The organism is Pseudomonas sp. S12(2018) (genome assembly GCF_024355235.1).
Lineage (GTDB): Bacteria > Pseudomonadota > Gammaproteobacteria > Pseudomonadales > Pseudomonadaceae > Aquipseudomonas > Aquipseudomonas palmensis.
Window position 1 is genome coordinate 250,649 of record NZ_QLAD01000003.1, and the last position, 23,112, is coordinate 273,760.

At 66.9% G+C, this 23,112-nt stretch carries 13 protein-coding genes; 3 read left to right on the top strand and 10 right to left on the bottom strand.

Annotation, left to right across the window (positions count from 1 at the left end; translation table 11 throughout):
• Positions 1–422 precede the first annotated feature (422 nt).
• The 3 genes from DN388_RS25405 (at position 423) to DN388_RS08380 (ending at position 2,152) form a co-directional block, all read left to right on the top strand.
• The gene (locus DN388_RS25405; RefSeq protein ID WP_254998643.1) at positions 423–788 is read left to right on the top strand and encodes a DUF2388 domain-containing protein; all 366 of its coding nucleotides are present in this window, start codon (positions 423–425) and stop codon (positions 786–788) included.
• A 646-nt stretch (positions 789–1,434) separates the two neighbouring features.
• On the top strand, positions 1,435–1,662 hold the full coding sequence (locus DN388_RS08375; protein ID WP_058541294.1) for a hypothetical protein: 228 nt from the start codon (positions 1,435–1,437) through the stop codon (positions 1,660–1,662).
• Between the two features lie 199 nt (positions 1,663–1,861).
• On the top strand, positions 1,862–2,152 hold the full coding sequence (locus tag DN388_RS08380) for a DUF3077 domain-containing protein (protein WP_052504224.1): 291 nt from the start codon (positions 1,862–1,864) through the stop codon (positions 2,150–2,152).
• Here DN388_RS08380 and DN388_RS08385 read toward each other — a convergent pair.
• From DN388_RS08385 to DN388_RS08430, 10 genes are all read right to left on the bottom strand, one after another.
• Positions 2,149–2,946 carry a thioesterase II family protein gene (locus tag DN388_RS08385; RefSeq protein ID WP_254998648.1) on the bottom strand — a complete coding sequence of 266 codons (798 nt, stop codon included), beginning with the start codon at positions 2,944–2,946 and terminating at the stop codon, positions 2,149–2,151. The genes DN388_RS08380 and DN388_RS08385 overlap by 4 nt on opposite strands.
• Complete coding sequence (locus DN388_RS08390; protein ID WP_254998650.1) at positions 2,933–4,663, bottom strand: fatty acyl-AMP ligase; 1,731 nt, start codon at positions 4,661–4,663, stop codon at positions 2,933–2,935. Before DN388_RS08390 ends, DN388_RS08385 begins: the two co-directional genes overlap by 14 nt.
• The gene (locus DN388_RS08395) at positions 4,656–4,919 is read right to left on the bottom strand and encodes an acyl carrier protein (RefSeq protein ID WP_043860793.1); all 264 of its coding nucleotides are present in this window, start codon (positions 4,917–4,919) and stop codon (positions 4,656–4,658) included. The genes DN388_RS08390 and DN388_RS08395 overlap by 8 nt, the downstream gene beginning before the upstream one ends.
• Positions 4,916–6,733, bottom strand: a complete 1,818-nt coding sequence (fabD, locus tag DN388_RS08400) for an ACP S-malonyltransferase (protein ID WP_254998653.1) — start codon at positions 6,731–6,733, stop codon at positions 4,916–4,918. The genes DN388_RS08395 and fabD overlap by 4 nt, the downstream gene beginning before the upstream one ends.
• Positions 6,730–9,384, bottom strand: a complete 2,655-nt coding sequence (locus DN388_RS08405; RefSeq protein WP_254998655.1) for a beta-ketoacyl synthase N-terminal-like domain-containing protein — start codon at positions 9,382–9,384, stop codon at positions 6,730–6,732. Before DN388_RS08405 ends, fabD begins: the two co-directional genes overlap by 4 nt.
• Entirely contained in the window at positions 9,372–10,862 is a 1,491-nt protein-coding gene (locus tag DN388_RS08410; protein WP_078481915.1) for an NAD(P)/FAD-dependent oxidoreductase, read from the bottom strand. The genes DN388_RS08405 and DN388_RS08410 overlap by 13 nt, the downstream gene beginning before the upstream one ends.
• Positions 10,859–14,395 carry an alpha/beta fold hydrolase gene (locus DN388_RS08415; protein WP_254998659.1) on the bottom strand — a complete coding sequence of 1,179 codons (3,537 nt, stop codon included), beginning with the start codon at positions 14,393–14,395 and terminating at the stop codon, positions 10,859–10,861. Before DN388_RS08415 ends, DN388_RS08410 begins: the two co-directional genes overlap by 4 nt.
• 28 nt (positions 14,396–14,423) lie before the next feature.
• Positions 14,424–15,740, bottom strand: coding sequence for an NAD(P)/FAD-dependent oxidoreductase (locus DN388_RS08420; RefSeq protein ID WP_043860791.1), 1,317 nt, complete (start codon positions 15,738–15,740; stop codon positions 14,424–14,426).
• Positions 15,741–15,774: 34 nt separating this feature from the next.
• The gene (locus tag DN388_RS08425) at positions 15,775–22,356 is read right to left on the bottom strand and encodes an SDR family NAD(P)-dependent oxidoreductase (RefSeq protein ID WP_254998662.1); all 6,582 of its coding nucleotides are present in this window, start codon (positions 22,354–22,356) and stop codon (positions 15,775–15,777) included.
• Positions 22,357–22,449: 93 nt separating this feature from the next.
• Entirely contained in the window at positions 22,450–22,854 is a 405-nt protein-coding gene (locus DN388_RS08430; RefSeq protein WP_043861149.1) for a hypothetical protein, read from the bottom strand.
• Between the last annotated feature and the right edge of the window lie 258 nt (positions 22,855–23,112).

Here is a 23,112-nt window from a genome sequence, read left to right on the forward strand (position 1 = left end):
CAAGTGTCCATCATGAAATGTTTATCAACTTACGGGTCCATTTTCAGCTTCGTGACTATATTGATTTTGGGGGATTTTTCATGTGTTCCTTAGTCCTCGTAGCCCCTTTCCCAATCATCTTTTGGCTGAACACCAGCCATTGCGCAATTCCTGTGAGAGCTCTAGTCTCAGCCGAGCCCTTGCTCCTAGAGCGCGTGAAGCGTTTATGGCGGCTGTACGTGGGGCACACTCTGTGCGCCGAGTTCTAGAGTCCTCGGTCTATCAACCCGCGTACCGCCACCACCTACTTGATCGACTGCTGGTATGTGTTAACTCCCCGATTGGTCCAATGTTGTCCGTTTGATGTTCCTTCAGTCGATACCTCGCCCGAATGCGCGTACATTGCGTTTTTGCCCGATCGGTCTAACGCAGGAAGCGAGTAGGTGCGCAAACTTATAGCGGCAATTGTGCTCAGTTTTTCCGCCATCCCATCCGCACAAGCCGGGGATGGCCGCGCCGTAGAACCCACGTTCCTTGGAGTAATCGTTACGTCTTCTCTGGCCGTGACGCTGTTTCCCGTGACCCTGACCGAGGACGCGGAAGCCAGCACCCGAAATAGCAGCAAAAACCAGGATAAAAAAATCGTGGACGCCCGCAATGATGCTGCTGCCTACGTGGCTAGCGACGGCACCATTCTGGGCGCAGAGCTACAAGCCGCCTTCATAGCGCTGCAGCCCACGCGCACGATTACCATTGAGGACGAGATGCGGCTGGCGAAGGCGATCTTGGCTTATCAGCCAGCGAACTAGAGCTCTGGCTGAATCGCTGTTCTCACGCAAATTTACAATCCGTCACATCCGAATCTCAAATTTTCCAACTTTCCTGTAGTCACTTTCCGAATCGCAGTTTGGCTGCACGCTCGTCATGGCGTCGCGTCCGTCGCTCTACTACGCTCCCTTCGTCGCAGCCAATTAAGCGCCCGTTTTTGCCAAATCGTCTCCGACGCCTAGCGTAGGTGCATCTTTATGGTGGCTGTACGTGGGGCACATCAACGTGCGCCGAGTTTCAATGCTCTCGGTCTGTCAACCCAAGTACAGCTGCCACCTTACTGTCTGAGTAGCCTTCTGATACAAGACTAAACGTGCAGTTTCTCCGAAAATTTCAGACATTCCTTATTCCGTGTAGTCCATTTCCCATTCATACTTCCGCCGCTTTCCAGCCATTGCGGGCGCCTTCATACCGCTCTAGTCTCCCCACGTCGTTGTCAATCCAACGACCGGTTTTGACAGATCGATATCAAGCAATCCGCATGTGCTCGCTTTATGGCGGCTGTACGTGGGGCACACTCGTGTGCGCCGGGTTCCTTGCTTTCTCGGTCTGTCAACCCGCGTATAGCTGCCACCTTCTTGTTTGACAGCAGGGTGTTTGGCGGCTCCATAAAGCAAGGAGATCGTCATGCTCAAAATCGTCCCAGACCCACCCCACCACACCCCCCAATCCCTCGAAGACATCCTCATCCAACTCTCCGAATATCTGCTCTGCGCACAGACCGTGTCGCAGCACGCGGTGCTACTTCATTCCCAAGCCCCCCAGCAGATGCTCAGCCTGGCGGCCGTGCATGAGATAGAACACGCGCGGGGGTTGGTGGAGGTGGCGTTGAGCCGGGTTCAGGCTGTTCACTGATGGAGTAGTAGGGGCTTGGGTGCTATGCGACCGCGTTGCGGTCGTTCGCGGGTCAAGCCCGCTCCTACAGGGTTTTGTGGTGTGCATTCGGCTACGGCGGTGTCTGCATTCGCTGGCAAGGCCAGCTCCTACAGGGTTATGCGGCGCCTGTAGAGCCCCCACACCTCCTGAAATTGGCAACGCTGCAGGAGCATTTTGGATGGACAAGGATTCGATTGCACCCGCCACAAACGCGGTCAAAACCATCGGCGTCGGCACCTTCGGCGAAGGCGAAGCAGCCTCCAACGCCGACCGGCTGTTCCGCGTGCAACCCGGTCACAATGCGCAGTTCGCGCTGGAACAAGCCGCCGCGCTGATGAGCTGCGTGTACAAGCTCACCCTGCAAGCCGGCACCCAGCAGGACGCCTCGCTGATCTGGGCCGCGCACTGCCTCAGCGGCATGTCAAAAGCCCTGGTCGAGGACGTGGCTCACGCCATGCTTACCGACTAGTCACCCCGCACAGCAGCGGGCGAAGGGCGCCAATGCTGCCCCTCGACCGCTGCAAGACCGTCACCGATCACCCGCACCCGGGCCATCACCACCTGCGGCTGCTGCATCACCGCAAAGTGCCCGCCCTCGATCATGCGCAAGCTGAAGCCACCCTCGGTCACGCGCTGCCAACAAGCCAGCGATTCGAAGCGCACCTGCTCGTCACCCATACCGCCAAACGCATCCACCGGGATGTCCAGGCCGCGCACATGCGTGTGGCGATACCCCAGAATCAACTCCAGGTCGGCCTGCAGTATCGGCACCGCCAGGTCCATCATCGCCTGGTTCGCCAGCACCTCCCGTGGCGTGCCGGCAAGGTTCGCCAGGTAATCGCGCAAGGCCTGGTCATTGAGTGCTGGCAGGCCAGCGCACACGGGCAGCCAGTCCGGGCTCTGGCGAGAAGACACCAGCAGGTGCACGGGCTTGCGCACCCCCTGCGCCAGCAACACCCGCGCAGTCTCGTAGGCGAGCAGGGCGCCCAGGCTGTGCCCGAACAGCACCAGCGGCTTGTCGGGCAACGCCTGGCACTGCTCGGCAAACGCCGCGGCCACCTCCGCTACCGAGCGGGCGAACGGCTCGCGCAAGCGCCGGCTGCGCCCCGGCAGTTCCACGGCGTACAACTCGCATACCCCAGCCGCCGCCTGCTTCCACGCAAAGAAGCTCTGCGCGCTGCCGCCCGCGCAGTGAAAGCAGACCAGGCTGACCGGCGCTTCGGCGTCTGCCAGCCACTGCACCAGCGGCTCAGCGGGTTTCATCGAACAGGTCCAGCTCGCTCGCCAGGTACAGCTGGCGCATCTTCGCGCGCTGGATCTTGCCGCTGGTGGTCTTGTGCATGCTGGTGGGCTGCACGAACACGATGCGGTTGAGGGTGATGCCGTGCTGGTCCACCACTGCGCTGCGTACCACCGCCTTGAGCTGACGCGGGTTGTCCTGCAGCCAGCGCTTGATCTCGCGGTTCAGTTCGATGGCCGCCACCAGGGTCTGGCGCTGCTGCTCGTTGTCGTGGCTGAACACCGCGCAACTCTGCGGGCGCACCTCGTCCAGGGCTTCGATCACGGTGTACTCGATGTCTTCGGGGTGCAGGTTGCGGCCCTCGCAGATGATCAGGTCCTTGAGCCGGCCACACACGTACAGCTGGCGGTCGTCGGGGCCGACAAAACCCAGGTCGCCGGTGCGCAGGTAATCCAGGGGGCTGCCATCGTCGATCCGCGCTTTGAAACCCGCCTCGGTCGCCGCCGGGTTCTGCCAATAGCCCTGTGCAATGCTCGGCCCGCGTAGCCAGATTTCGCCGATGCGCCCAGGCGTGCAGCGCTGTCGGCTGGCCGGGTCGACGATTGCGATTTCCACCTCCCACGAAGGCTCGCCACACCCCACCAGCTCCTGCGGTGCCCCCGCATCCACGGGCACCACCACCGAGCATACCGGGCGCCCCTGCGGCCCACCGCTCACGAACAGCGTTGCCTCCGCCAGCCCATAGCACGGCACAAACGCGCTGGCCCTGAAGCCATGCTCCGCATACTGCTGCGCAAAGCGCGCAAGGCTTGCCGGGCGTACCACGTCGGCGCCGTTGAGGGCGTGGGTCCAGTGGGACAGGTCCAGGCCCTGCAGGCGTTCGGCGTCGTAACGCTCCACCGCCAGGTTGTAGGCAAAGTTCGGCCCCCCGGCCAACCGCACCTTGTACCGCGCAATGGCCTGCAGCCAGATCAGCGGCTGACGCACGAAGGTCGCCGGCGCCATGATCACCGTGTGGTTGCCCAGCACGATGGGCAGCAGCTGCCCGAGTATCAGGCCCATATCATGGTGGTGCGGCTGCCAGGTGACGAAGTCGCTGGTGTGGTCCAGCGCCCAGCTGTCGCGCATCATGCGCAGGTTGGCGGTGATGTTGGCGTGGCTCACCCTCACGCCCTTGGGCGCCGAGGTGGAGCCGGAGGTGTACTGCAAGAAGGCGACGCGCTGTGGGTCACGCTCCGCAGGCCGGGCGAACGCCAACGGTGCGTCGCAATCGTCGGTAGGGCTCAGCATCGCCAGCGCCGCCGCCGGGGTGCCGGCAAATGCCTGCTGCAGCATTGCCTGTTCGCTTGCGGCCACCAGCAGCAGGCGGCTGCCGCTGTCATGCAGAATGCTCAGGCAACGCTCCACCCGGCGCCGGTTCGGCAGGTTGACGGGGACGGCGATGCGGTCGGCGATCAGGCAGGCCAGAAAGCTTGCGATGAAGTCCAGGCCCTGCGGGAAGAACAGCGCCACGCGATCACCCGGCTCACTCACGGCCTGCAACTGGCGGGCGATGGCGTTGGCCCGCCCCAGCAACTGCTGGTAGCTGACCTGCTGCTGTTCTTCCCCCTGGTCGTCGAGCAGGGTGAACAGCACCTTGTGCGGGTGCACCCAGGCGCGCAGCGCCAGGCTATCGTGTATCGCCAGCAGGCCGGTGGCACTGGCCAGTTCCTGTGGGCTCAGGCAGCTCTTGTCAAACATGCGCGGCCTCCCCACGGGCGGCAATCGCCGCGATGGCGAGGGCCAATTCGGCGATGGTCGGGTGCTCGAACACCAGGGTCGGCGACAGGCGCAAGCCAAACTGCTGCTCCAGGCTGCCGATCAGTTTCATGCCCGCCAGCGAGCCGAGCCCGAACGCACCCAGGGGCGTATCCAGGTCGATGTCCTCGGGCGGCAGGTCCATTTCACAGCAGATGAATTCGCTGATGCGCGTTTGCAGCGTCTCGACCAGGGTCATGGCGTTGTCCTTGAAGGGCAGAGGGGAGGGCAGAGCAAGTTGAGCAATTGCTCCGTGGGCATGGGAATGGGCAGCTCGGGCCGGCAGCGCTGGCGCCAGCGATTGAACAGCCACAGCGAGGCATCGCCCGGCTGTTGCCATTGGTTGAGGCCGGCGAGCATGTGGGCCTGCAGTGCGCGGCGTGCGCAGGTGGCTTGGGTCGCGGGGTTGGCAGCGTCGCCAAGGCGGTCGCGCAGCGCGGCCTGATCGCCGCCGCTGTCGCTGAGGTAGAAGGCCTGCAACGCCTCGGCCTGTTCGTTGCGCAAGCTGTCGAGCACGTAGCCGGGCGTGCGGCTGGCGAACTCGGGGTAGCGCCAGTCCGTCAACGGGCGATGCTCGGCCTGTGTCATGCCGGCAAGCTGCTGCTGACGCTCGACGGGCAGGCCGGCCTCGCTGCCCAGCAGAAACACGCTGCCGCACACCACGAAATCCACCCCCATATCGAACATCGCCTGGGCGCTGGCAGGGCTGCCGATCAGGCCGCTGGCGCCGATCTTCGGCCCGCAAGGCTTGCGCCGGGCCAGCGCTGCCAGCAGCAGGGGCAGGTGTGTATCGGCAGCAATCACCAGCGCATCGGCGTCAGCCTCCAGCTCATCGATGCACTCGACCCGCACCTGCCAACGCACCCCAGGGCAGCGCTCACGCAGGGGCTGCCAGTGGGCCGGCACCTCGATGCAGGCCAGTGGCTGGTCCGCCAGCCAATCAATCAGTGCCGGATCAGCGCGGCCATGCAGGCGGATACCGAAACGGCCGCCCACCTGCGGCTCGGCATTCAGGCGCAGCACACGGGCCTTCAACTGTTTATTGTCCAGGCCGTGATTGTCGATCAGCCCCATGGCCCCGTGGCGTGCCAGTTCGCTCAGCAGCGCGGGGGCCTCAGGCGCAATCACCAGCACAGGGCGCGCAGGGGCATTAGGGTGCTCAACGGCAGGCTGCTCACGAATAGCCTTGAGCATCCCACCCAGAATCGCAGGCTGGCCGATCTCGATAAAATCCTCGACGCCCTCGGCCAGCATCCGCTCGACCACCTGCTGCCATTGCACCGGGTGGGTCAGGTGTGTGGACAGTGCCTCCACCAGCCCGTCGCGGGTATGCGGGCGCGCGTGCACGTTGGCGATCACCGGGAATGCCGGTTCGCGAAACGCTCCGCTCATGCGTTGCAGAAAGTCCCGAAACGGTTGCTCCACAGCGGCCATGTGCGCGGTATGAAAGGGCCCGCTCACCTTCAGCGCAATGGCCCGAATCCCCTGCGCTGTACAGTGCTCCAGCAACTGTTCAAGGGCTGCCAGCGTGCCCCCTACGATGATCTGTGTGGGGCTGTTGATATTGGCGATGGCCAGGCCTGCATCCGGCCGTTCGTCCAGTAGCGCCTGCACCCGCTGCCGATCCTGGCCTAGCACCGCCACCAGCCCGCCGCCCTGCACCTGGGCCATCAACCGCGCCCGCTCGATGACGATGCGCAGGCCCAGGCTGAAGTCCAGCGCGCCGGCAGCGGTCAGCGCCGCGTACTCACCCACGCTGTGCCCGGCCGCAACGCTGGCAATGGCGCCATCCTCACGTGCCGCCAGGTAGCCAAGCCACGACACCACATAGATGGCCGGCTGGGTGAAGGTGGTGAGGTTCAACTGCTGCTCGGGGTCTTCCAGGCACAGACGCTCGATCGAGTAACCCAGCACCGCATCGGCTTCGGCCACCAGCGCGGGAAAACGCGCGAACAACGCCGCGCCCATGCCCTTGCGCTGGCTGCCCTGGCCCTGGAACAACCACGCCTTCATGCGCTCACCTGCTGGCGCACAAGGTCGAAGGCGCGCATCTGCATGCCCGCCAGGCGCAGTGCGCAGCGGCCATCGGCCGTGCACAGGGCCACATCGAAGGTCATGCCCTGGCGCTCGACAATCAGCTGCCGCGCGTCTCGCAACGCCTGGGGATCAAGCGTCAGCGTGCGAATGCGATAGGGCAGGCTGGTGCCCGCCGCCGTGCTCAGGTGGGTCAACAGCGCAGCCCACAGCCGGTAGCCGTCCAGCCCTTGGGGCAGTGTCGCCTGCACACCCTCTGCCGTGACGGGCAACGCCTGCAACACGGGTGGGGCAGCAACCGCAGCCACGGTCTCGACCTGCAGCAGCACCTGCCCGTTCACACTCACCTGCCAATGCCGTGGGGCGCGGGTAAAGTGCAGCGTGTCGCTTGCCGCAAGGGCAACCGGCGGGCCAAAACACACATCGTGCCAGTGCAGCACGCTGCTTGGCTGGGCCACATGGTCCACCAGGGCGGCCAGCGCCATGCATGAACCCGGCAGCGCCGCGCCAGGCGCCCAGCAGTCGAGCCACGCCTGTGCCGGCGTGGCCGGCGCAGGTGCTGCGACGGCTGCGCTGTACCACACCCGCTCCAGCCGCCAAGGGTAGGCCGGCAAGGGATACTTGTGTGGTCGCGGCTCGTCGCCATACAGCGTGGCCCAGCCCGGGCTCGGCACTTTGCCGGCCACCCAATGCGCAGCCCATTGCTCGAGCAGTGCACGGTCGGCCCGGCCACTGCCTGCCTCCGGCGCCGGTTTGGCGGTCAGCCCATCAGCGCTGTGCCACCGGGTATCCGAGGGGCAATCAGACGACCCCAGATACGCCCGCAGCTGTTCGAACAACGCCTCGCGACTATCGACTACCACCGCCAGCCGCCGCACCATCGCATCGCGCCCCTCCTGCAGGCTGCGGGCGATGGCTGCAAGGCTGGCCGACAGGTCGCCCGGCAACGCATTCAAGCTCTCCAGCCGTGCCGCCTCTTCAGGCTGCACCGCCGCTTCGCCCACCAGCCGCTCCACCACCTCTTCAAGGCTTACCGCACCGCGCCATGCATCGATGGGTACGTCCAGTTGCAGGGCGTCCAGCGCCTGCTCCAGGCAACCTACAAAATCCTCGGCGTCCATCTTCAGCTCGGCAAGCCGGGTGGCCACACCGTTGCCTGGCATCAGCCCCAGCAGGTCGCGCAGACGTTCGTCCAGCGCCTGGCGCAGCGCGCCGCCGGCATCGGGCAAGGGCTCGCCAAAGGCCGCCAGCAACTGCCGCGCACGGGCGCGCAGGCCGTCTTCATCCTTGGCCGACAGCAGCACCAGATACGGCTGGCTGTCGGGCACGCCAGGGCTCTCGCTCCCCCTGTCGGCAGCCTTGAGCACCACATGCGCATTCACCCCGCCAAACCCGAACGCACTCACCCCGGCCAGCAGCGGTGCATCCTGTTCGCCCATGGAATGCGTGGCATCGGGCAGATAGAACGGGCTGCCCGCCAGCTCGATCTGCGGGTTGAGCGCGTCATGGTGCAGGTTGCCCACCACCTGGCGATGCTGCAGGCACAGCAGGCTCTTGATCACCGAGGCAATGCCGGCCGCGGCTTCCAGGTGGCCGATCTGGCTCTTGAGCGCGCCCAGTGCGATGGGCGTGCCGGCCTCGGTCATGGGCAGGGCGTTCTTCAGCGCGTTGATTTCAATCGGGTCACCCAGCGGCGTGCCGGTGCCGTGGGTCTCGATCATCCGCGCCTGGCTGGGGCAATGGCCGCTCTGCTGCCAGGCCCGGGTAATCACCTCGGTCTGCGCCTTGGGGTTGGGCGCGGTAAAACTGTGGGCACGGCCGCCGTGGTTCTGCGCGCTGGCGCACACCTGGCCGTAGATGAAGTCGCCATTGGCCTGGGCTGCCGCCAGCGGCGCAAGCACCAGCGCGGCCACCCCTTCGCCGCGCACATAGCCGTCGGCACTGGCGGCGAAGGTCTGGCAATGTCCGGCATGGCTGAGCATGCCGGCCTTGCCGAAGGCGATGAACAGCTCCGGCCCCAGCAGCAGGTTGACCCCGCCCACGATCGCCAGCTCGCATTCACCGTCCTGCAGTGCCTGCCGGGCACGGTGCAGTGCCACCAGCGAGCTGGAGCAGGCGGTGTCGATGGCCTCGCTGGGGCCGTGCAGGTCCAGGCAGTACGACACCCGGTTGGCGATGGCTGTCAGCGCAATGCCGGTGCCGCGCCAGGCATCACTGGGCACGCCGTCGCGGCGCATCAGCGTGGGGTAGTCGGCATGGCCCACGCCCACGAACACCCGCCGTTTGGCCAGCTGGCCCGGCGCGTAGCCGGCATCTTCCAGCGCCGCCCAGGCCGCCTGCAAGAACAGCCGTTGCTGCGGGTCCATGCCTTGCGCTTCGCGGGGCAGAATGCCGAAGAAGCGCCCGTCGAAGCGGTCGACCCAGGGCATGAAGCCGCCGCGCTGGCAGTATGTGGTCTCTTCCCCGGGGTTCAGCGTGCTGTCGTGGTCGCGCCAGTTCCAGCGCTCGGCCGGCACCTGGCCGACCGCATCGCGGCCTTCGCGCAACAGCTGCCAGAACGCGCGCAGGTCTGGCGCCCCCGGCAGGCGCGCGCTCATGCCGACCACGGCGACCGGCGTCACGACGGGCATGAGACCGGCTCCCGCTCTTGGACGTGGTGTGCGGCGCTGCTGGCGTCATAGGTGTGGGCGATGCTCAGCAACGGGCTCTGGCGATTGCCGGCCTGGGCCCGCTCGCGGCCCTGGCGCAGCTCCTTGGCCAGGTAGTGCAGGTAGGTGGGGCCGTGCATCTCGTAGTTGTTGCGTGGGGTGGCCAGAAACTCGCGCTCGATCACCTTGCGCTCGGCGGCAATGTGCGCGCGCTCGGCCTCGGCACCGGGGCGCTGGTACGCACCGGCAAAGTAGTCGGCGGCCACCTCGGCCTGGCGCTCCATCATGTCCAGAAAGCCCCAGGTCACGGCCTGGAACACGCCGATGAAGGCAAGGTTCGGCACCTCGGGCAAAAAGATCCGCTGGTACAGCGGAATGCGGTTTTCCTCGATCTGCAACAGGCTCTGGGGCAAGAACGGGAAGTCGGTGTGATAGCCCGTGGCGTAGATCACCGCGTCCACTTCCAGGCTGCTGCCATCCACGAAGTGCACGGTGTTGCCGTCGATGCGCTGCACCTGCGGCACCACCTTGAGCTTGCCGTCGCCCACGCGGTTGGCGAAGTTCTCCGACAGCGTCGGCAGGCTCGACATCATCAGGTGGTCGGGCTTGGGCATGCCCAGTTGCTTGCGCTTGGCGATCAGCAGCTTGTACAGGCCGGTGAACATCAGCCCGGTCAGCGGGTAGGGCAGAAGCTTCTTCACCCACCAGTCGTTGAGTGGGCCCATCACCTTGTCCACGCGAATGCCGAACAGGTAGTGCGGCAGCACGTACACCCCACGGCGCAGCGACAGGTAGGTCATGCGTGCATCGTGGCTCACGTCCACTGCAATCTGCGCGCCGCTGTTGCCCACGCCCACCACCATCACGGTCTTGTCCTGGTAGGGGTGGCGATAGCGATAGTGTTTGGAGTGGATGCTGTCGATCCGGGCAGTGGCTGCGTAGTCCGGCAGGTTGGGCGTGTTGTGGTGCCCGTTGGCGACCACCAGCGCGTCGTAGTGGCGTACTTCGCCCGAGCCCAGGGTCACCCGCCAGGTGCCGTCGGCCAGGCGCTCGGTGTGCTGCACCGGGCACTCCAGGTGAATGCTGTCGCGCAGCGCGAAGTGCTCGACGAAGCTGTCCAGGTACGCATGCACCTGGCGGTGCGAGGGGAAGTCCGGGTAATGCGACGGCATGGGGAAGTCGCTGAACTGGTACAGGCCCTTGGGCGTGTTCATGTTCATGCTGTGCCACACCGAAGTGTGCTCGCCCGTGTGGTCGAAGGCCCAGATACCGCCGATGCGGTCGCGCTTGTCGAAGCAGTCGAAGGCAATGTGCTTGCGCTTGAGCGCGCGGGCCATCGACAGGCCGCCGACCCCGGCGCCGACGATGCACACCCTGGGGCCTGGCCCGGTCAGCGGGCGAATGGCGGCCACACCCGGTGCGGCGTGGCTTGGCGAGTTGACGCGAGTGTGCTCAGTCACAGGTTGGGTCCTTTTTTTTTAGGGTGGGTGAGGCTCGACAGAAACTGCGCAGTGCGCGTATCGCCCAGGTGCCGGTTGTGTTCGGCGCAGTCCTGCAGCACGCCGTCCACGCCCCGGGCCAGGGCCCGGCGCAGGTTGGCGACCATCAGGTCGATGCTGTCGCGGTCGATGTTCAGCGGCGGCAGGTAGCGCAGGCAGTGGTTGTGGATCGGGCACACGGCTGCCGCCACCCCGCCTTCGGGGTCGCGCAGCAGGCTGCCCCACAGCAGGTAGCCGAAGCTGCGCTCGACAAACGCCGGGGTGCCGGCCAGCTCCAGCTCCACCGTCAGCAGCAGGCCCTCGGCGCGCACTGCGCGAATCAGCGGGAACGCCCGTTGCAGCTCCAGCAGGCGCTGGTGGAAGTACTCCCCCTGCGTTCGCGCATGGGCCAGCGCACCCTCGCGCTCCAGTGCCTGCAGGCAGTTCAGCGCCAGGTGCGCGCTCAGCTGGCTGATGCCGCGCCCCTGCAGGTCGGCCACGCGCTGCGGTTGTCGCTGGGCGCCCGCGTGGGTTACGGCCTCGCTGCACAGCACCACGCCCATCGGCAGCAGGCTGTCGCACAGCGCGCTGCCCAGTGCCACGATATCCGGCTGCGGCACCTGTGCCTGGCTGTGCAGAAAGCGCCCGGTCATCAGGTTGGTCTGGGTTTCGTCGATGCCCACCAGGTAGCCGCCGGCGTCGCGATGGCGCTCGATCATCGCGATCAGGTGGGGCGGCACCGGGCGCGAGGCATTGGCATCGACCTGGATCGTCTCGAACCACACCAGGGCGATTTCGCCGCTCAGCAGGTGGCCCTGCAACTGCGCCTCGGCGTCTTCGGCCAGCGGGTCGATGAACACTGTATGCGCATGCAGTGGCTCGAACGGCGCGCGGAAGATATCGAAGCCCGGCGTGTGCGAGGCCGCGGCGCTGAGCATCGAGAACCCCAGCCCGCCGCTCAAGCACAGCAGTTTGTGACGTTCGCCCCTGGCCGCCAGCAGGCCGAGGGTCAGCGCGGCCTCCACGGCGGTGACGTTGCTGGAGGCCGGCAGCGCCATCGGCAGGCCGGTGTTGTGCTGCAGCAGGCCTTGCAGCTCGCCCCAGTAGTCGCGCCGGGTGTCGTGCTGGCGCGCGACCTGCTCGATCACATCCAGCGGGTTGAGGCCGCGCGGGCAGGTGCCCACGTTGACAAAGCAGTCGATGATTTCCCGCGAGGGTTCGCCATCGTGCATCAGCCGTGAGCGCACCCCGCGAGCTTCGTGGAAGCGCCCATCGAAGCCGTGCATGCGGGCGATCTTCGCGTACCCGCGGTTGCCGTAGCACAGGTGCGCCTGGTAGGTCGCTTCGCTGCTGCTGGCGATGCGGCGCAGTTCGCGTTGTTCATCCACGCTCAGCCCGGCGGCGAACTGCGCCATCAGGTGTTCGAAGGCCAGCTTGAACGGCAGGCCGAAGTTGCTCATCACATGGCGCACATAGCTTTCGTTGGGCGTCATCAGCCACGGGTTCTTCACCCGTTCATGTACCAGGCAGGCGCCCAGCGGCGCCTGGAACCCGCTCAGCCCCTCGCCCAGCACGATCAGGTCGGGGCTTTCGCACAGCGCCAGCAACGGCCAGTGCCCGGCCTGCCGGGCAGGCTCCACCACCAGGCTGAGAATGCCGCTGCCGGCCAGCTCGCGCAGCCAGGCATCGCAGGCCTCGGCGTTGGCGTCGGCGGCCTGGATGCAGGCCACCGCCGCCAGTTGCTCGGGCCCATGCTGGCGCTGGTAGGCCAGCGCCTGGGCAAGGCTCGCCACCACCCGGATGCCGGGTACCAGCGCACTGGCATCGGCGCGCTGCAGCGGGTTGAAGTAGCGCGCCCAGTAGCCGCTGTCGTCGATCAGCAGCAGTTCGCCCTGGCCGTCGGGGGTGCGGTTGCGTGCATGGTGGCGGGCCAGGCGCAGGGCCGCATCCAGGGCTTCCTCCAGCGAAGTCATGAAGTAGCTGCGGTAATCGGCAGGCTCGCGCTTGCCGCGCTTGGCCAGGTGATTGAGCAGCAGGGCGGTCTGCGCGGCGGGCGCCGACAGGATCGCGCAGTGGCCCTGTTCGCCCTGGCGCACGTAGTCTTCCAGCGTCTGCAGGGTGTGCGCGGTGGCCGGCTGAAACACCGGGGGCACGGGGTGCCGGGCCGGGCCTTCGGGGGTTGGCAGGTTGTGCAGGAACTCCAGCAGCAACTGGTTGTAGCGTTGGTGATGGGTAAAGCCCAGCAGGTGCCCGGCGCCCTGCACCTCGATCAGTTCGGCATGCGGCACGGCGTTGGCGATCAGCGCCGAGTAGGCCGGCGGCTGATAGGCATCGTCGCTGGCGCAGATGATCCTGCACGGGCAGTGCAGGTTGCCCAACTGCGGGCGCAGGTCGAAGTCGCCGATCACCTGCTGGTAGGCCGGCAGCGCTGCCATGTTCCAGCCGCGGTTGAGGGTCATGAAGCGCGGGCTTTTCTGCAGCTCGCCCATCAGTACCGGGAAGTTCGACGCGCCTTCGCTGAACGGCGAACTGACGCTGATGCACAGCCCTGCGCAGCGGTGCGGGTGGGCCAGGGCAAAGGCCTGGGCCAGCACGCCGCCGAACGAATAGCCGATCACCGGCAGCGGCTGGTCGATACCCAGCTGATCCAGCACCACCACGATATCGGCCACCAGGTGCGCAATGTCGAACGCAGGCGGCAGCTCGGCCTCGCCGCAGCCGGGCAGGTGCAGCATGACTAACCGGTGCCCGCGCCCCAGCGCCTGCAGTTGCAGGCGCCACATCACGTCGTACTGCATCACCAGCCCGCCCAGCATCAACACCGGCGTGCCGCTGCCATAGGTCGCGCATTCCAGGCGCGGCGCGCCGGGTCGGTGGATCTGCACCCGCGTGGCCTGCTGGCACAGGCTGAACTGTTCGTCGAGCAGGGCCTGGCTGGGCTCGTACTCGTTGCTCACTCGCGTGCCCTGGACCACCGCCGGGGCAGCGGGGGCGAGGTGCTCATAGCGTTGCCACAGCGCTTCGATGCTCAAGGGGCCTTGCGTAGCGGGTGTGGCCACTGCGCCGGCAGCCACGGGCGCAACCACCTGCGCCATCGGTGGCGCCGTAGCCACAACCGGTGCGGGGGCGGGCAAGGGCGCACTGTCGCCGTAATGCTCGAGCAACTGCCCGTGATGGTTGGCCAGCAGGTAGCCGCAGAAGCTCTGCAGGTTCTGGAATTCGAAGAACACCGTCGGTGGCACGCTGATGCCGAAGCGCTGGGTGAACAGCGTGCCGATTTCGGTGGAGGCGATGGAGTCCAGGCCATAGTCCATCAATGCACGCGTGGGCGAAAAGTCCGCCGGGTCGATCTTCAGCACGCCCAGCAGCAGATCGCGCAGGTCCTCCAGCAGGCGCTGCTCCAGCGGCGGCGCGGCGCCGGCATCCAGGCTGTCGAGCAGCAGCAGCGCCTGGCGCGCACTCAGCGCGCCGGCATCCGGGTCGCCCGTCAGGGGCAGGTGGGTCGGTTGGTTCATGGTCGGTTCCCCGGCGTGTCGTCGATGGTCAGGCGCTACGCGCCAAGGGTGGCGAGGGCTGCAGCCGCGCGGTCAGAAAGTTCACGGCCCGGATGAACTTCCACAGGTCCACTTCGTGGGCGTGGCGCTGGGTCTGCATGAAGCGCTGCTGGCCCAGGTCGAGCAGCTGCGGCTGACGCTTGATCTGCTGCACGGTGTGCCAGGCCGGGCTGCGCAAGGCACGGGCCTGCAGGTAGGCGGCCACGAAGCGCCCGGTCATGTTGGCCAGGTTGCCGATGCCCGACGGCGTGTTGAGGTAGCCGACGAACACCAGGTCGTCGTGCTCGGCCGGCAGCATGCGCAAAAACAGCGAGTCGAAATCGCGCTGCCAGTCGAAGGTCTGCAGCGGCAGAAACGGCAGGTCGATGCCGTAGCCGGTGGCCCATACGATCAGGTCGATGGTGGCCACGCTGGCGTCGCAAAAGTGCACCTGCTGGCCGTCGAAATGGCTGATGTCGGGCTTGGCCTGCACATCGCCATGGCCGATGTAGTAGAGAATCTGCGAGTTGAGAATGGGGTGGCATTCGCGAATGCCGTGGTCCGGTGCGGGCAGGCCATAGTCGCGCCCGTCGTAGCCGGCGAACTTGAAGCTGCGCTCCACGTGCGCCCAGTATTCGTCCTCGTCGGCAAATTTCGGCGCCTGGTCCATCAGCCATTCCTGGGTCGGCTGGCCATCGATGAACTTGGGCATGTAGTGGTAGCCGCGCCGGGTCGAGTGCAGCGCCAGGCTGGCGGTTTGCGCGGCGTCCACGGCAATGTCGCAACCGGAGTTGCCGCCACCCACCACCAGCACGCGCTTGCCGCGAAACTGTGCCGAGCTGCGGTACGCGCCGGCATGCAGGGCCTGCCCGCTGAAGGTGCCGGGGTACTGCGGAACCTTGGGCGTGCCGAGCAGGCCGTTGCATACCACCACCGCCTCGTAGCGGGCCTGGCGCCCGTCGTCGAAGCTCAGCAGCCAGCCGTCGGCGGTCTTGTCCATGTGGGTGACGCGGGTGTTGAAGCGGGTGTGCTGCTGCAGCTGGCAATGCTCGGCCAGTTGCGTCAGGTAGTCGAACACCTGGGTGTGCCGCGGGTAGTCCGGGTAGTGCTCGGGCATCGGGAAGTCGGCGAACTGGGTGTTGCGCTTGGAGCTGATCAGGTGCACCGCTTCATACATTTTCGAGGCCGGGCCGTCGGGCTGCCAGTTGCCGCCGAAACGCGCGGTGGCCTCGATGATCTCGAAGGCCAGGCCCACTTCGCCGAGGGCCTTTGCCACGCCCAGGCCACTGGCCCCGGCGCCGATGATGGCGATAGTCGGCTGCTGCATTGCATCACTCCCTTGAAGTTGGAAACAGGCGAATTCAGAGCATCGAGCGCAGCAGGTCGCGGGCCTGTTGCTGGCTGATTTCCCGGCGGGCCAGGCGGTCGAGAATGTCTTGTGGCGTCACCGCGGGCGCAGCGTGCGGTGGCGCCGGCAGCGGTGGGCTGCTCACCGTGGGCGGCGTACTGATCCAGTAGCGACGACGCAAGAATTCATAGCCGGGCAGCGGCACCTTTCGCCACGCCTGGGTCGCCGCTGGCGGCGTCGCGGGCAGGTGCGCATCGAGCCAGGTGCGGGCCAGCGCCGCACACTCGGGCGCAGGGGCCGGGCCACTGAGCAGCACCCGTGCTTCGTCGCCCGGCGGGCTCATCAACCATTCGCTCAACTGCCGGCGCAGCGCGTCGAAGTCGTCGGCCACCACGGCCAACCGTGCTTGCTCGAACGCCTGGCGCCCGTGCAGCAGGGTGCTGGCGACATCCCGCGTGGTGAAGCAGCGCAGGCCCAGGTAGTGCTCGGGGTGCTGCGGTGCCAGGGCGTGTTCATGCTCCAGGCAGTCGACAAAGCGCTGCAGGTAGCTGCGCAGTTGCCCGGCGCTGTGCGCGCTGAATACAAAGGCCTGGGGGCCGGTGGGCGCGGGTGGCGCTTGCAGCGGGGCGTCCTCGATCAGCACATGGGCATTGGCGCCGCCGGCCCCGAACGAACTGATGGCGGCCACCCGTGGCAGGCCATCTGCAGGGTCCGGCCAGTCGGCCAGGCGCTGCTGCACCACGAAGGGCGTGTTGCTGAAATCGATGTTCGGGTTCAGCGGCTGGGCATGGATGGACGGCGCCAGTTGCCGGTGCTTGAACTGCAGCAGCACCTTGGTCAACGCGGCCATGCCGGCGGCCGATTCCAGGTGGCCGATATTGGCCTTGATCGAGCCGATGGGGCAGCGCCACTCGCTGGGTACCTGGGCGGCCAGGGCCTTGCCCAGGCCACGGATCTCGATCGGGTCGCCCAGGCTGGTGCCGGTGCCGTGGGCCTCGATATAGCCCAGCCTGGCGGCGGGCAGGCCCGAGCGCTGCAGGGCGCGGCCGATCACCTGGGCCTGCGATTCGGCGTTGGGCACGGTATAGCCCGAGGTGCGCCCGCCATGGTTGAGCTCGCTGCCACGGATCACCCCGTACACGTGGTCGCCGTCGCGCAGGGCCTGGGCCAGCGGCTTGAGCAGCACCACGCCCACGCCTTCACCCGGCACGTAGCCGTCGCCGCCGGCGCCGAAGCTGCGGCACTGGCCCTGGGTGGAGGCGAAGTTCAGCTCGCACAGCATGCGGTACTTGTACGGGTGCAGCGACAGGTTCACCCCGCCGGCCAGGGCCAGCTCGCAACTGCCGCTGCGAATCAGGTCGCAGGCCAGGTGCAGGCTGGTGAGCGACGACGAACACATGCTGTCGACGGCGAACGAGGGGCCTTCAAGGTCCAGGCAGAACGACACGCGGTTGGCGATCGAGGCATACGAAGAGTTGGTCAGGGTCGCCGGCCGCGCGGGCCAGCTCGACGCACCATAGAACTGGTACTCGCCGTACATCACCCCCGCGACCACCCCCACGCGGCGTCGCTCCACGCCCGGCTGGCGCGGCCCGCACAGGCTCTGCGGGGTGTAGCCGGCGTCTTCCACGGCATGCCAGGCGGTTTGCAGAAACAGGCGCTCCTGCGGGTCCATGCGCTCGGCGTCGCGCGGCGAGATGCCGAAGAACAGCGGGTCGAAACAGTCGAAATCATCCACCAGGCCGCCCCAGCGCGCATACAGTTGGTCGTCGCCGCCCGGTTGCTCCCAGCGCGAGGTCACTTCGCTGATCAGGTCATCGCCGGCCGCCAGGTGCTGCCACAGCGCCTGGGCATCGCGTGCGCCGGGGTAGCGCCCGGCCAGGCCGATGATCGCGATGTCCTGGCGTTGGGTGTCGGCAGTGCCCTGCGTGACCACCGACAGCGCGGGTGCTGGCGGCTCGACCACCACGGGGGCCGGTGCCAGCCGGGCGACTTCGGCCGGGTGCTCGCTGCCGAGCAGGGCGGCCAGCTCGCGCAGGCTGCGCACTTCGAACAGCACGGTCTTCGACAGGGTGGGGAAGTGCTGTTCCAGCCGGCCGTTGAGTTCCATCACCAGGATCGAGTCCAGGCCGAATACCTCCAGCGAGGTGTCGGGGTCGACCTTGTCCAGCGGCGTGGCCGTCACCTCGGCCAGTTGACGGGTGAGGTAGTCGAGCAGGCAGGGCGCGTCGCTGGCCGCCTGCGGCGCGACCTGCACGGGCGGGGCAGGCGGCGCCTCGATGCCGAACAACCGTGCAACCGCGTCGCGCTTGCCGCACACCGGGATCAACACCGCTTGCGCCAAGGCGAGGCAGCGCAGGAACGTGGCCACCCCCTGATCGCTCGGCAACAGGGCCAGGCCATGGCGAGCCAGCCATTGGCGCACCGGCGCCGGAGCCTGCATGCCGTTGTCGGTCTGCCACAGTGGCCAGGCAATCGACAGCGAGCGGCCCTGGCGCTGGCCGCTGGCACAGCGCTGCTGGCGGGCCTGCACGAAGCGGTCGAGCCAGGCGTTGGCCAGCGCGTAGGCGCTCTGCCCGACATTGCCGTACACCCCGGCCAGCGACGAGCACACCATGAACAGTTTCAGCGGGTCATCGGCGGTGGCTGCATCCAGATGGCGGGCGGCCAGGGTCTTGCCCTGGAGTACGCTGGCGCGCTCCTGGGCAGGTTGCCGCAGGAAGAACCCGTCCTGCAGAACCCCGGCGCAGTGAATCACCCCGTGGCAGGCGCCATAGCGCTGGCGAATGCTGGCCAGGGCAGTGTGCAACGAGTCGGCATCGGCGCAGTCGGCCTGCCAGTAGGCGGCATCGTCGGCGCCCAGGTGCGTGAGGCGCTGCAGCCATCGGGCAGCGCCTGCATCGAGGGCGCGACGGCCCAGCACGGCCAGGCGCAGGCCGCCGAGGCTCGCCAGCGCTTCACCCAGTGCACGGCCGACGGCCCCCAGCCCGCCGCTGATCACCAGCACATCGCCGGCGCTCAGTTGCGTCGGCGCTGTGCCGGCACCCGGGGTGACAAAGCGCAGGCTCGCCACGCGGCGTTGCCCTTCGCACAGCGATACCCGGTTGACACCGGGCTGCGCAGCCGCAAGCAGTTCGTGCGCCAGCGCTTCACGCTCTGCGCTGCCGGGCTGGTGGCTGGTTTCGATCAGGTTGGCGCTCAGGCTGGGGATCTCCTGCACCACCGAGCGCAGCAGCCCTTCAAGGGCACTGACAGGGCCGGGGTGCAGCACGATCCGGGTATGCAGCGCGGGGGTGCTCTGGCCCTGGCACAGGTGGCGCAGCAGGTCTGCGGTGGCCAGGGCGGCGTCCAGCCCTTCGCCCAGGCCGGCGTCCTGGCTGCCGGTGCTGCGCAGGTCGATCAGCAGGCGTGCGGGTACCTGCTGCTGGCTGGTCAGCAGGCGCAGCAACAGGTCGATGTGGCGCGCATCGCCCAGGTCGGCCTCGACGGTGCGTGGTGAGGTGTAGTGGAACTGCTGCGCGGGTACCAGTCGCCAGGCGGCGTCACGCAGTTGCGCGGGTAACTGGGCGAAGGCTTGCGGGTCGTCGCACAGCAGCAGTGTGGTGGGCATCGGCCCGGGCACGGCCGGGGCGGCGGGCTGGTGCTGCCAGTAGGGTTCGAGCAGGTGCACGGCATGCTCGGGGTCGACGCGGTACTCGCGAAAGGCAAAGGCCTCGATGTCCATCAGCACCTGGCCGTCTGCATCGAACACCCGGAAGTCGTACAGGCGCATCTGGCTGCCCTGGGCAGCACGCGGGCGCACGTGCACGAAGCAGCGCTCGGTCAAGGGCCGGTAGCCGTGCAGGGCCTGGCAGGCGTAGGGCACGAAGGTGGTGTCGATCTGTGCATTGCCCTGGGCGGCGGTGACGAAGGCGCTTTGCAGCACTGCATCGAGCAACGCCGGGTCCAGCGTGCTCAGCGGTTCGCCCGGGCGCTGCTCGGGGCGCCAGTGCAGTTCGGTAAGCGCCTGTTGCTCGCCCAGCCACGCGCCGGCAATGCAGCGCAGGGTGGGGCCGTAGGCGATGCCCAGGCGCTCGAGGGTGGGGTACAGCGCGTCGAGGGCCAGCGGCCGGGTGCACTCGCTGCGCACCTGCGCCAGGCTTGGCAGGCTGTCGGCGGGCACCTGCACGGCGCGGCACTCGCCACGAAAACTGGGGGTGGGGTCACTGGCCGGCAGCGGCTGGAACGCCAGGCGCACACCGTCGTGGGTGCGCTCGCTGCGGCATTCGATGCTGCGCTGCTGGCCGGGCTCGACGCGGATCGGGCTGGCCCAGGTCAGCTTGTGCAGGGTCAGCGGCAGGTCCAGGCCGTGGCGGCGCGCCTGGTTGCAGCACAAGTCGATGTAGGCGGCGGCGGGCAGCACCGACTGGCCCTGCACCACATGGTCGCGCAGAAAGAACTGGCCGGCATCCAGGTGCAGCTGGGTGCTGGCGTGGGGCGCGGCCGACGCCACACGCGGCACCCAGTAGCGGTCCCTGGCAAAGGGGTAGAGCGGCGCGGCCAGTGGGCTGGGCGGCTGCGGCCAGAAGCGGCCCCAGCGGGCGAGCGTGCCTTCTACCCAGGCCGCTGCCAGTTCATCGGGGGCGCTGGCGCTCAGCTCGCGCGTTGGTGTGCCGGGCAGCAGCCGGCCCTGATAGCCCCCCGGCATCGATTGCACGAAGCGCTCCAGGCCAGCCTGCAACTGCGTCAAGTCGGCAGCTACCAGCGCGAAGCGATGGTCGAACGCCGGGCGGCAGCATTGCAGGGTGTAGGCGAGCTGGTTGGCCGATGCGACGGGGTGGCGTTGCAACCAGGCCAGCAGGGCGGTGGCCTGTTCGCGCACTTGCGCTTGGCTGCGCGCCGACAGCGGGTACACCGCCGGGCCCGTGCTGGCGCTCGACGGTGTGGGTTCGGGGGCCTGTTCGACAATCACATGGGCATTGGCGCCGCCAGCGCCGAACGAGCTGATGCCGGCGCGGCGCGGGCCGTTGTCGCTGGTCCAATCGCGCGTGTCACGCACGATCTGCAGGTGGCTGTGCTCGAGCCCGGCGTCGGGGTTCAGCACCCTGGCATGCAGCGACGGCGCCAGGCGCCGGTGCTGCAACTGGAGCACCACCTTGCTCAGCCCGGCCATGCCGGCGGCCGCTTCCAGGTGGCCGAAATTGGCCTTGATCGAGCCGACATGGCAGGTCGCCGAGTGTTGCCCGCCCAGTGCCTGCCTGAGCCCTTGCAACTCGATGGGGTCGCCCAGGCGCGTGCCGGTGCCGTGGGCTTCGATGTAGCTGATGCTGGCGGCCGGTACCCTGGCATCGGCCAGCGCCCGCTCGATCAGCGCGGCCTGGGCACCGGCGCTGGGCACGGTGTAGCCGTTGGTGCGCCCGCTGTGGTTGATCGCACTGCCCTTGATCACTGCCAGTATCCGGTCGCCGTCGCGCCGGGCCACCTCGAGCGGCTTGAGCACCACGGCCGCAACCCCTTCACCGGGCACGAAGCCGTCCGCCTCGCTGCCGAACGCATGGCAACGTCCGGTGGGCGAGAGCATGTGCTGCTGGCACAACTGCACGTACTTGGCGGGGTGGGTGTAGAGGTTGACCGCACCTACCAGCGCTGCCCGGCACTCGCCCTTGCGCAGGCTGTCGATGGCGCTGTGCAATGCCGTGAGCGATGACGAGCAGGCGGTGTCGATGGCCAGGCTCGGCCCGCACAAGTCCAGGGCGAACGACACCCGGTTGGCCACCGACCACGGCAGGCCACTGGGGATCGCCGGTTGCCCGGCCTGCCACAGGGCAGGACCGAGCAGGGGGTAGGTGTTGCTGGTGATCCCGACGAACACGCCGACATCCAGCGCACCCTGGGCGCCGCGCAGCAACTGGCCGCGCTCGCCCAGGTGGCCGCTGTCTTCCAGGGCATGCCAGGCGCATTCGAGAAACAGCCGCTCCTGCGGGTCGAGGCAGGCGGCTTCACGCGGGGCGATGGCGAAGAACTGCGCATCGAACCGATCGATATCGGGTAGAAAACCGCCCCATTTGGCATAGCTCAGGCCGCTGCTGCGGGCGTCGCTGCCCGCGGCGAAAAAACCGTCCAGCGGCCAGCGCTCGGCGGGTATCTCGCTCACCGAGTCGACACCCGCCAGCAGGTTGCGCCACAGCGCATCCAGGTCGTCGGCACCGGGGAAGCGGCCATGCAGGCCGACAATGGCGATATCGCCAGCGGGCTCCTCGTTGCACGGCGCCAGGGGGGCAATCGAGGGCCAGGCCTCGACGCCTGCGGCTGGTGGGGGCGGGCTGGGCGGGCGGCCCTGCAGGTAGCTGGCGCTGGCCTGCGGATGCTCGCGCAGCAGGTGCGTGGCAACGTCGCGGATGCAGCGGCAGTCGAACAGCAGGGTCTTGTTCAGGTCGGCGAAGAGGGGCTGGATCAGCTCGTTGAAATTCAGGATGGCCAGCGACGTGAGGCCGATCTCGTGGAAGGGCGCATCGTTGTACAGGGTGTGGGCCTCGACACCGGTCGCCTGCTCCAGCAGTTGACGCACCAGATCCATCAAGGCGGCGTGCGAACGGGCTTCCTCGGTATCGAGCATCTTCAATTCCTGAATAAAAGTTGACAGACGACGGGCAGGCACACAGAGGCCGACGCCGCGGTGGCGTCAGCCTTCAAGTGGCTGGGTCAGGTATTAAAGGGTAATGCTGGTGGTGGGGTAGAACAGCATGTTCAATACGAACAGAATCATCCAGAAGCCGATTTCCAGTGTTTCGGTAATAGGCTGAATACGTTTTATCGCGCCATAGACATGCACCACAAACATCAGGGTGAATACCACGAAGAGTATGTCGAAGGCATAACTGAAACTGGTGCCGGTGGTGGCCGAGCGCAACATGGCCACTTCAACCACCAGAATGAACGCGCCCAGGCAGCGGCCGAAATAGATGGCCAGGTGGGTATGTTCCGGGATGGTCCATTGCATCAGGCGCGCCCAGGTGAGTGGCGCAATGAAGATCGGCAGGGCGAAGAACAGCGTGGTCACGATCATCAGGGTGGTGATGTACACACTACTGTATTGCGCATAGTAGCCAAGCATCGGCGAACTCCTTGTTCAATTGTTATTGTTGTTATTCATCGTGGGGTTTTGCTGGGGGCAAGCATTGCGAGGGCGGTACTTGTGTGTCAAGCAAGCCGCGGTGGGGGAATACCAAAGAAGGGGAGCCGGGTCGAGAGTCGTACTACTTAGGGCGCGAGACTTAAAACGTTATCAACCGCTTCACGGCAGGTGAAGTTATCAAGTAATAACCGGGTGAATAAAGTTTTATTTATCCGATAGTTGCGAGCCCTGCCGGCA

Excerpts from the sequence above, each read along its gene's own strand:
- fabD (WP_254998653.1), bottom strand. The coding sequence starts at position 6,733 with ATGAAGGCGTGGTTGTTCCAGGGCCAGGGCAGCCAGCGCAAGGGCATG.
- DN388_RS08385 (WP_254998648.1), bottom strand. The coding sequence starts at position 2,946 with ATGAAACCCGCTGAGCCGCTGGTGCAGTGGCTGGCAGACGCCGAAGCG.
- DN388_RS08415 (WP_254998659.1), bottom strand. The coding sequence starts at position 14,395 with ATGAACCAACCGACCCACCTGCCCCTGACGGGCGACCCGGATGCCGGC.
- DN388_RS08390 (WP_254998650.1), bottom strand. The coding sequence starts at position 4,663 with ATGTTTGACAAGAGCTGCCTGAGCCCACAGGAACTGGCCAGTGCCACC.
- DN388_RS08380 (WP_052504224.1), top strand. The coding sequence starts at position 1,862 with ATGGACAAGGATTCGATTGCACCCGCCACAAACGCGGTCAAAACCATC.
- DN388_RS08420 (WP_043860791.1), bottom strand. The coding sequence starts at position 15,740 with ATGCAGCAGCCGACTATCGCCATCATCGGCGCCGGGGCCAGTGGCCTG.
- DN388_RS08375 (WP_058541294.1), top strand. The coding sequence starts at position 1,435 with ATGCTCAAAATCGTCCCAGACCCACCCCACCACACCCCCCAATCCCTC.
- DN388_RS08405 (WP_254998655.1), bottom strand. The coding sequence starts at position 9,384 with ATGCCCGTCGTGACGCCGGTCGCCGTGGTCGGCATGAGCGCGCGCCTG.
- DN388_RS08425 (WP_254998662.1), bottom strand. The coding sequence starts at position 22,356 with ATGCTCGATACCGAGGAAGCCCGTTCGCACGCCGCCTTGATGGATCTG.
- DN388_RS08395 (WP_043860793.1), bottom strand. The coding sequence starts at position 4,919 with ATGACCCTGGTCGAGACGCTGCAAACGCGCATCAGCGAATTCATCTGC.
- DN388_RS08430 (WP_043861149.1), bottom strand. The coding sequence starts at position 22,854 with ATGCTTGGCTACTATGCGCAATACAGTAGTGTGTACATCACCACCCTG.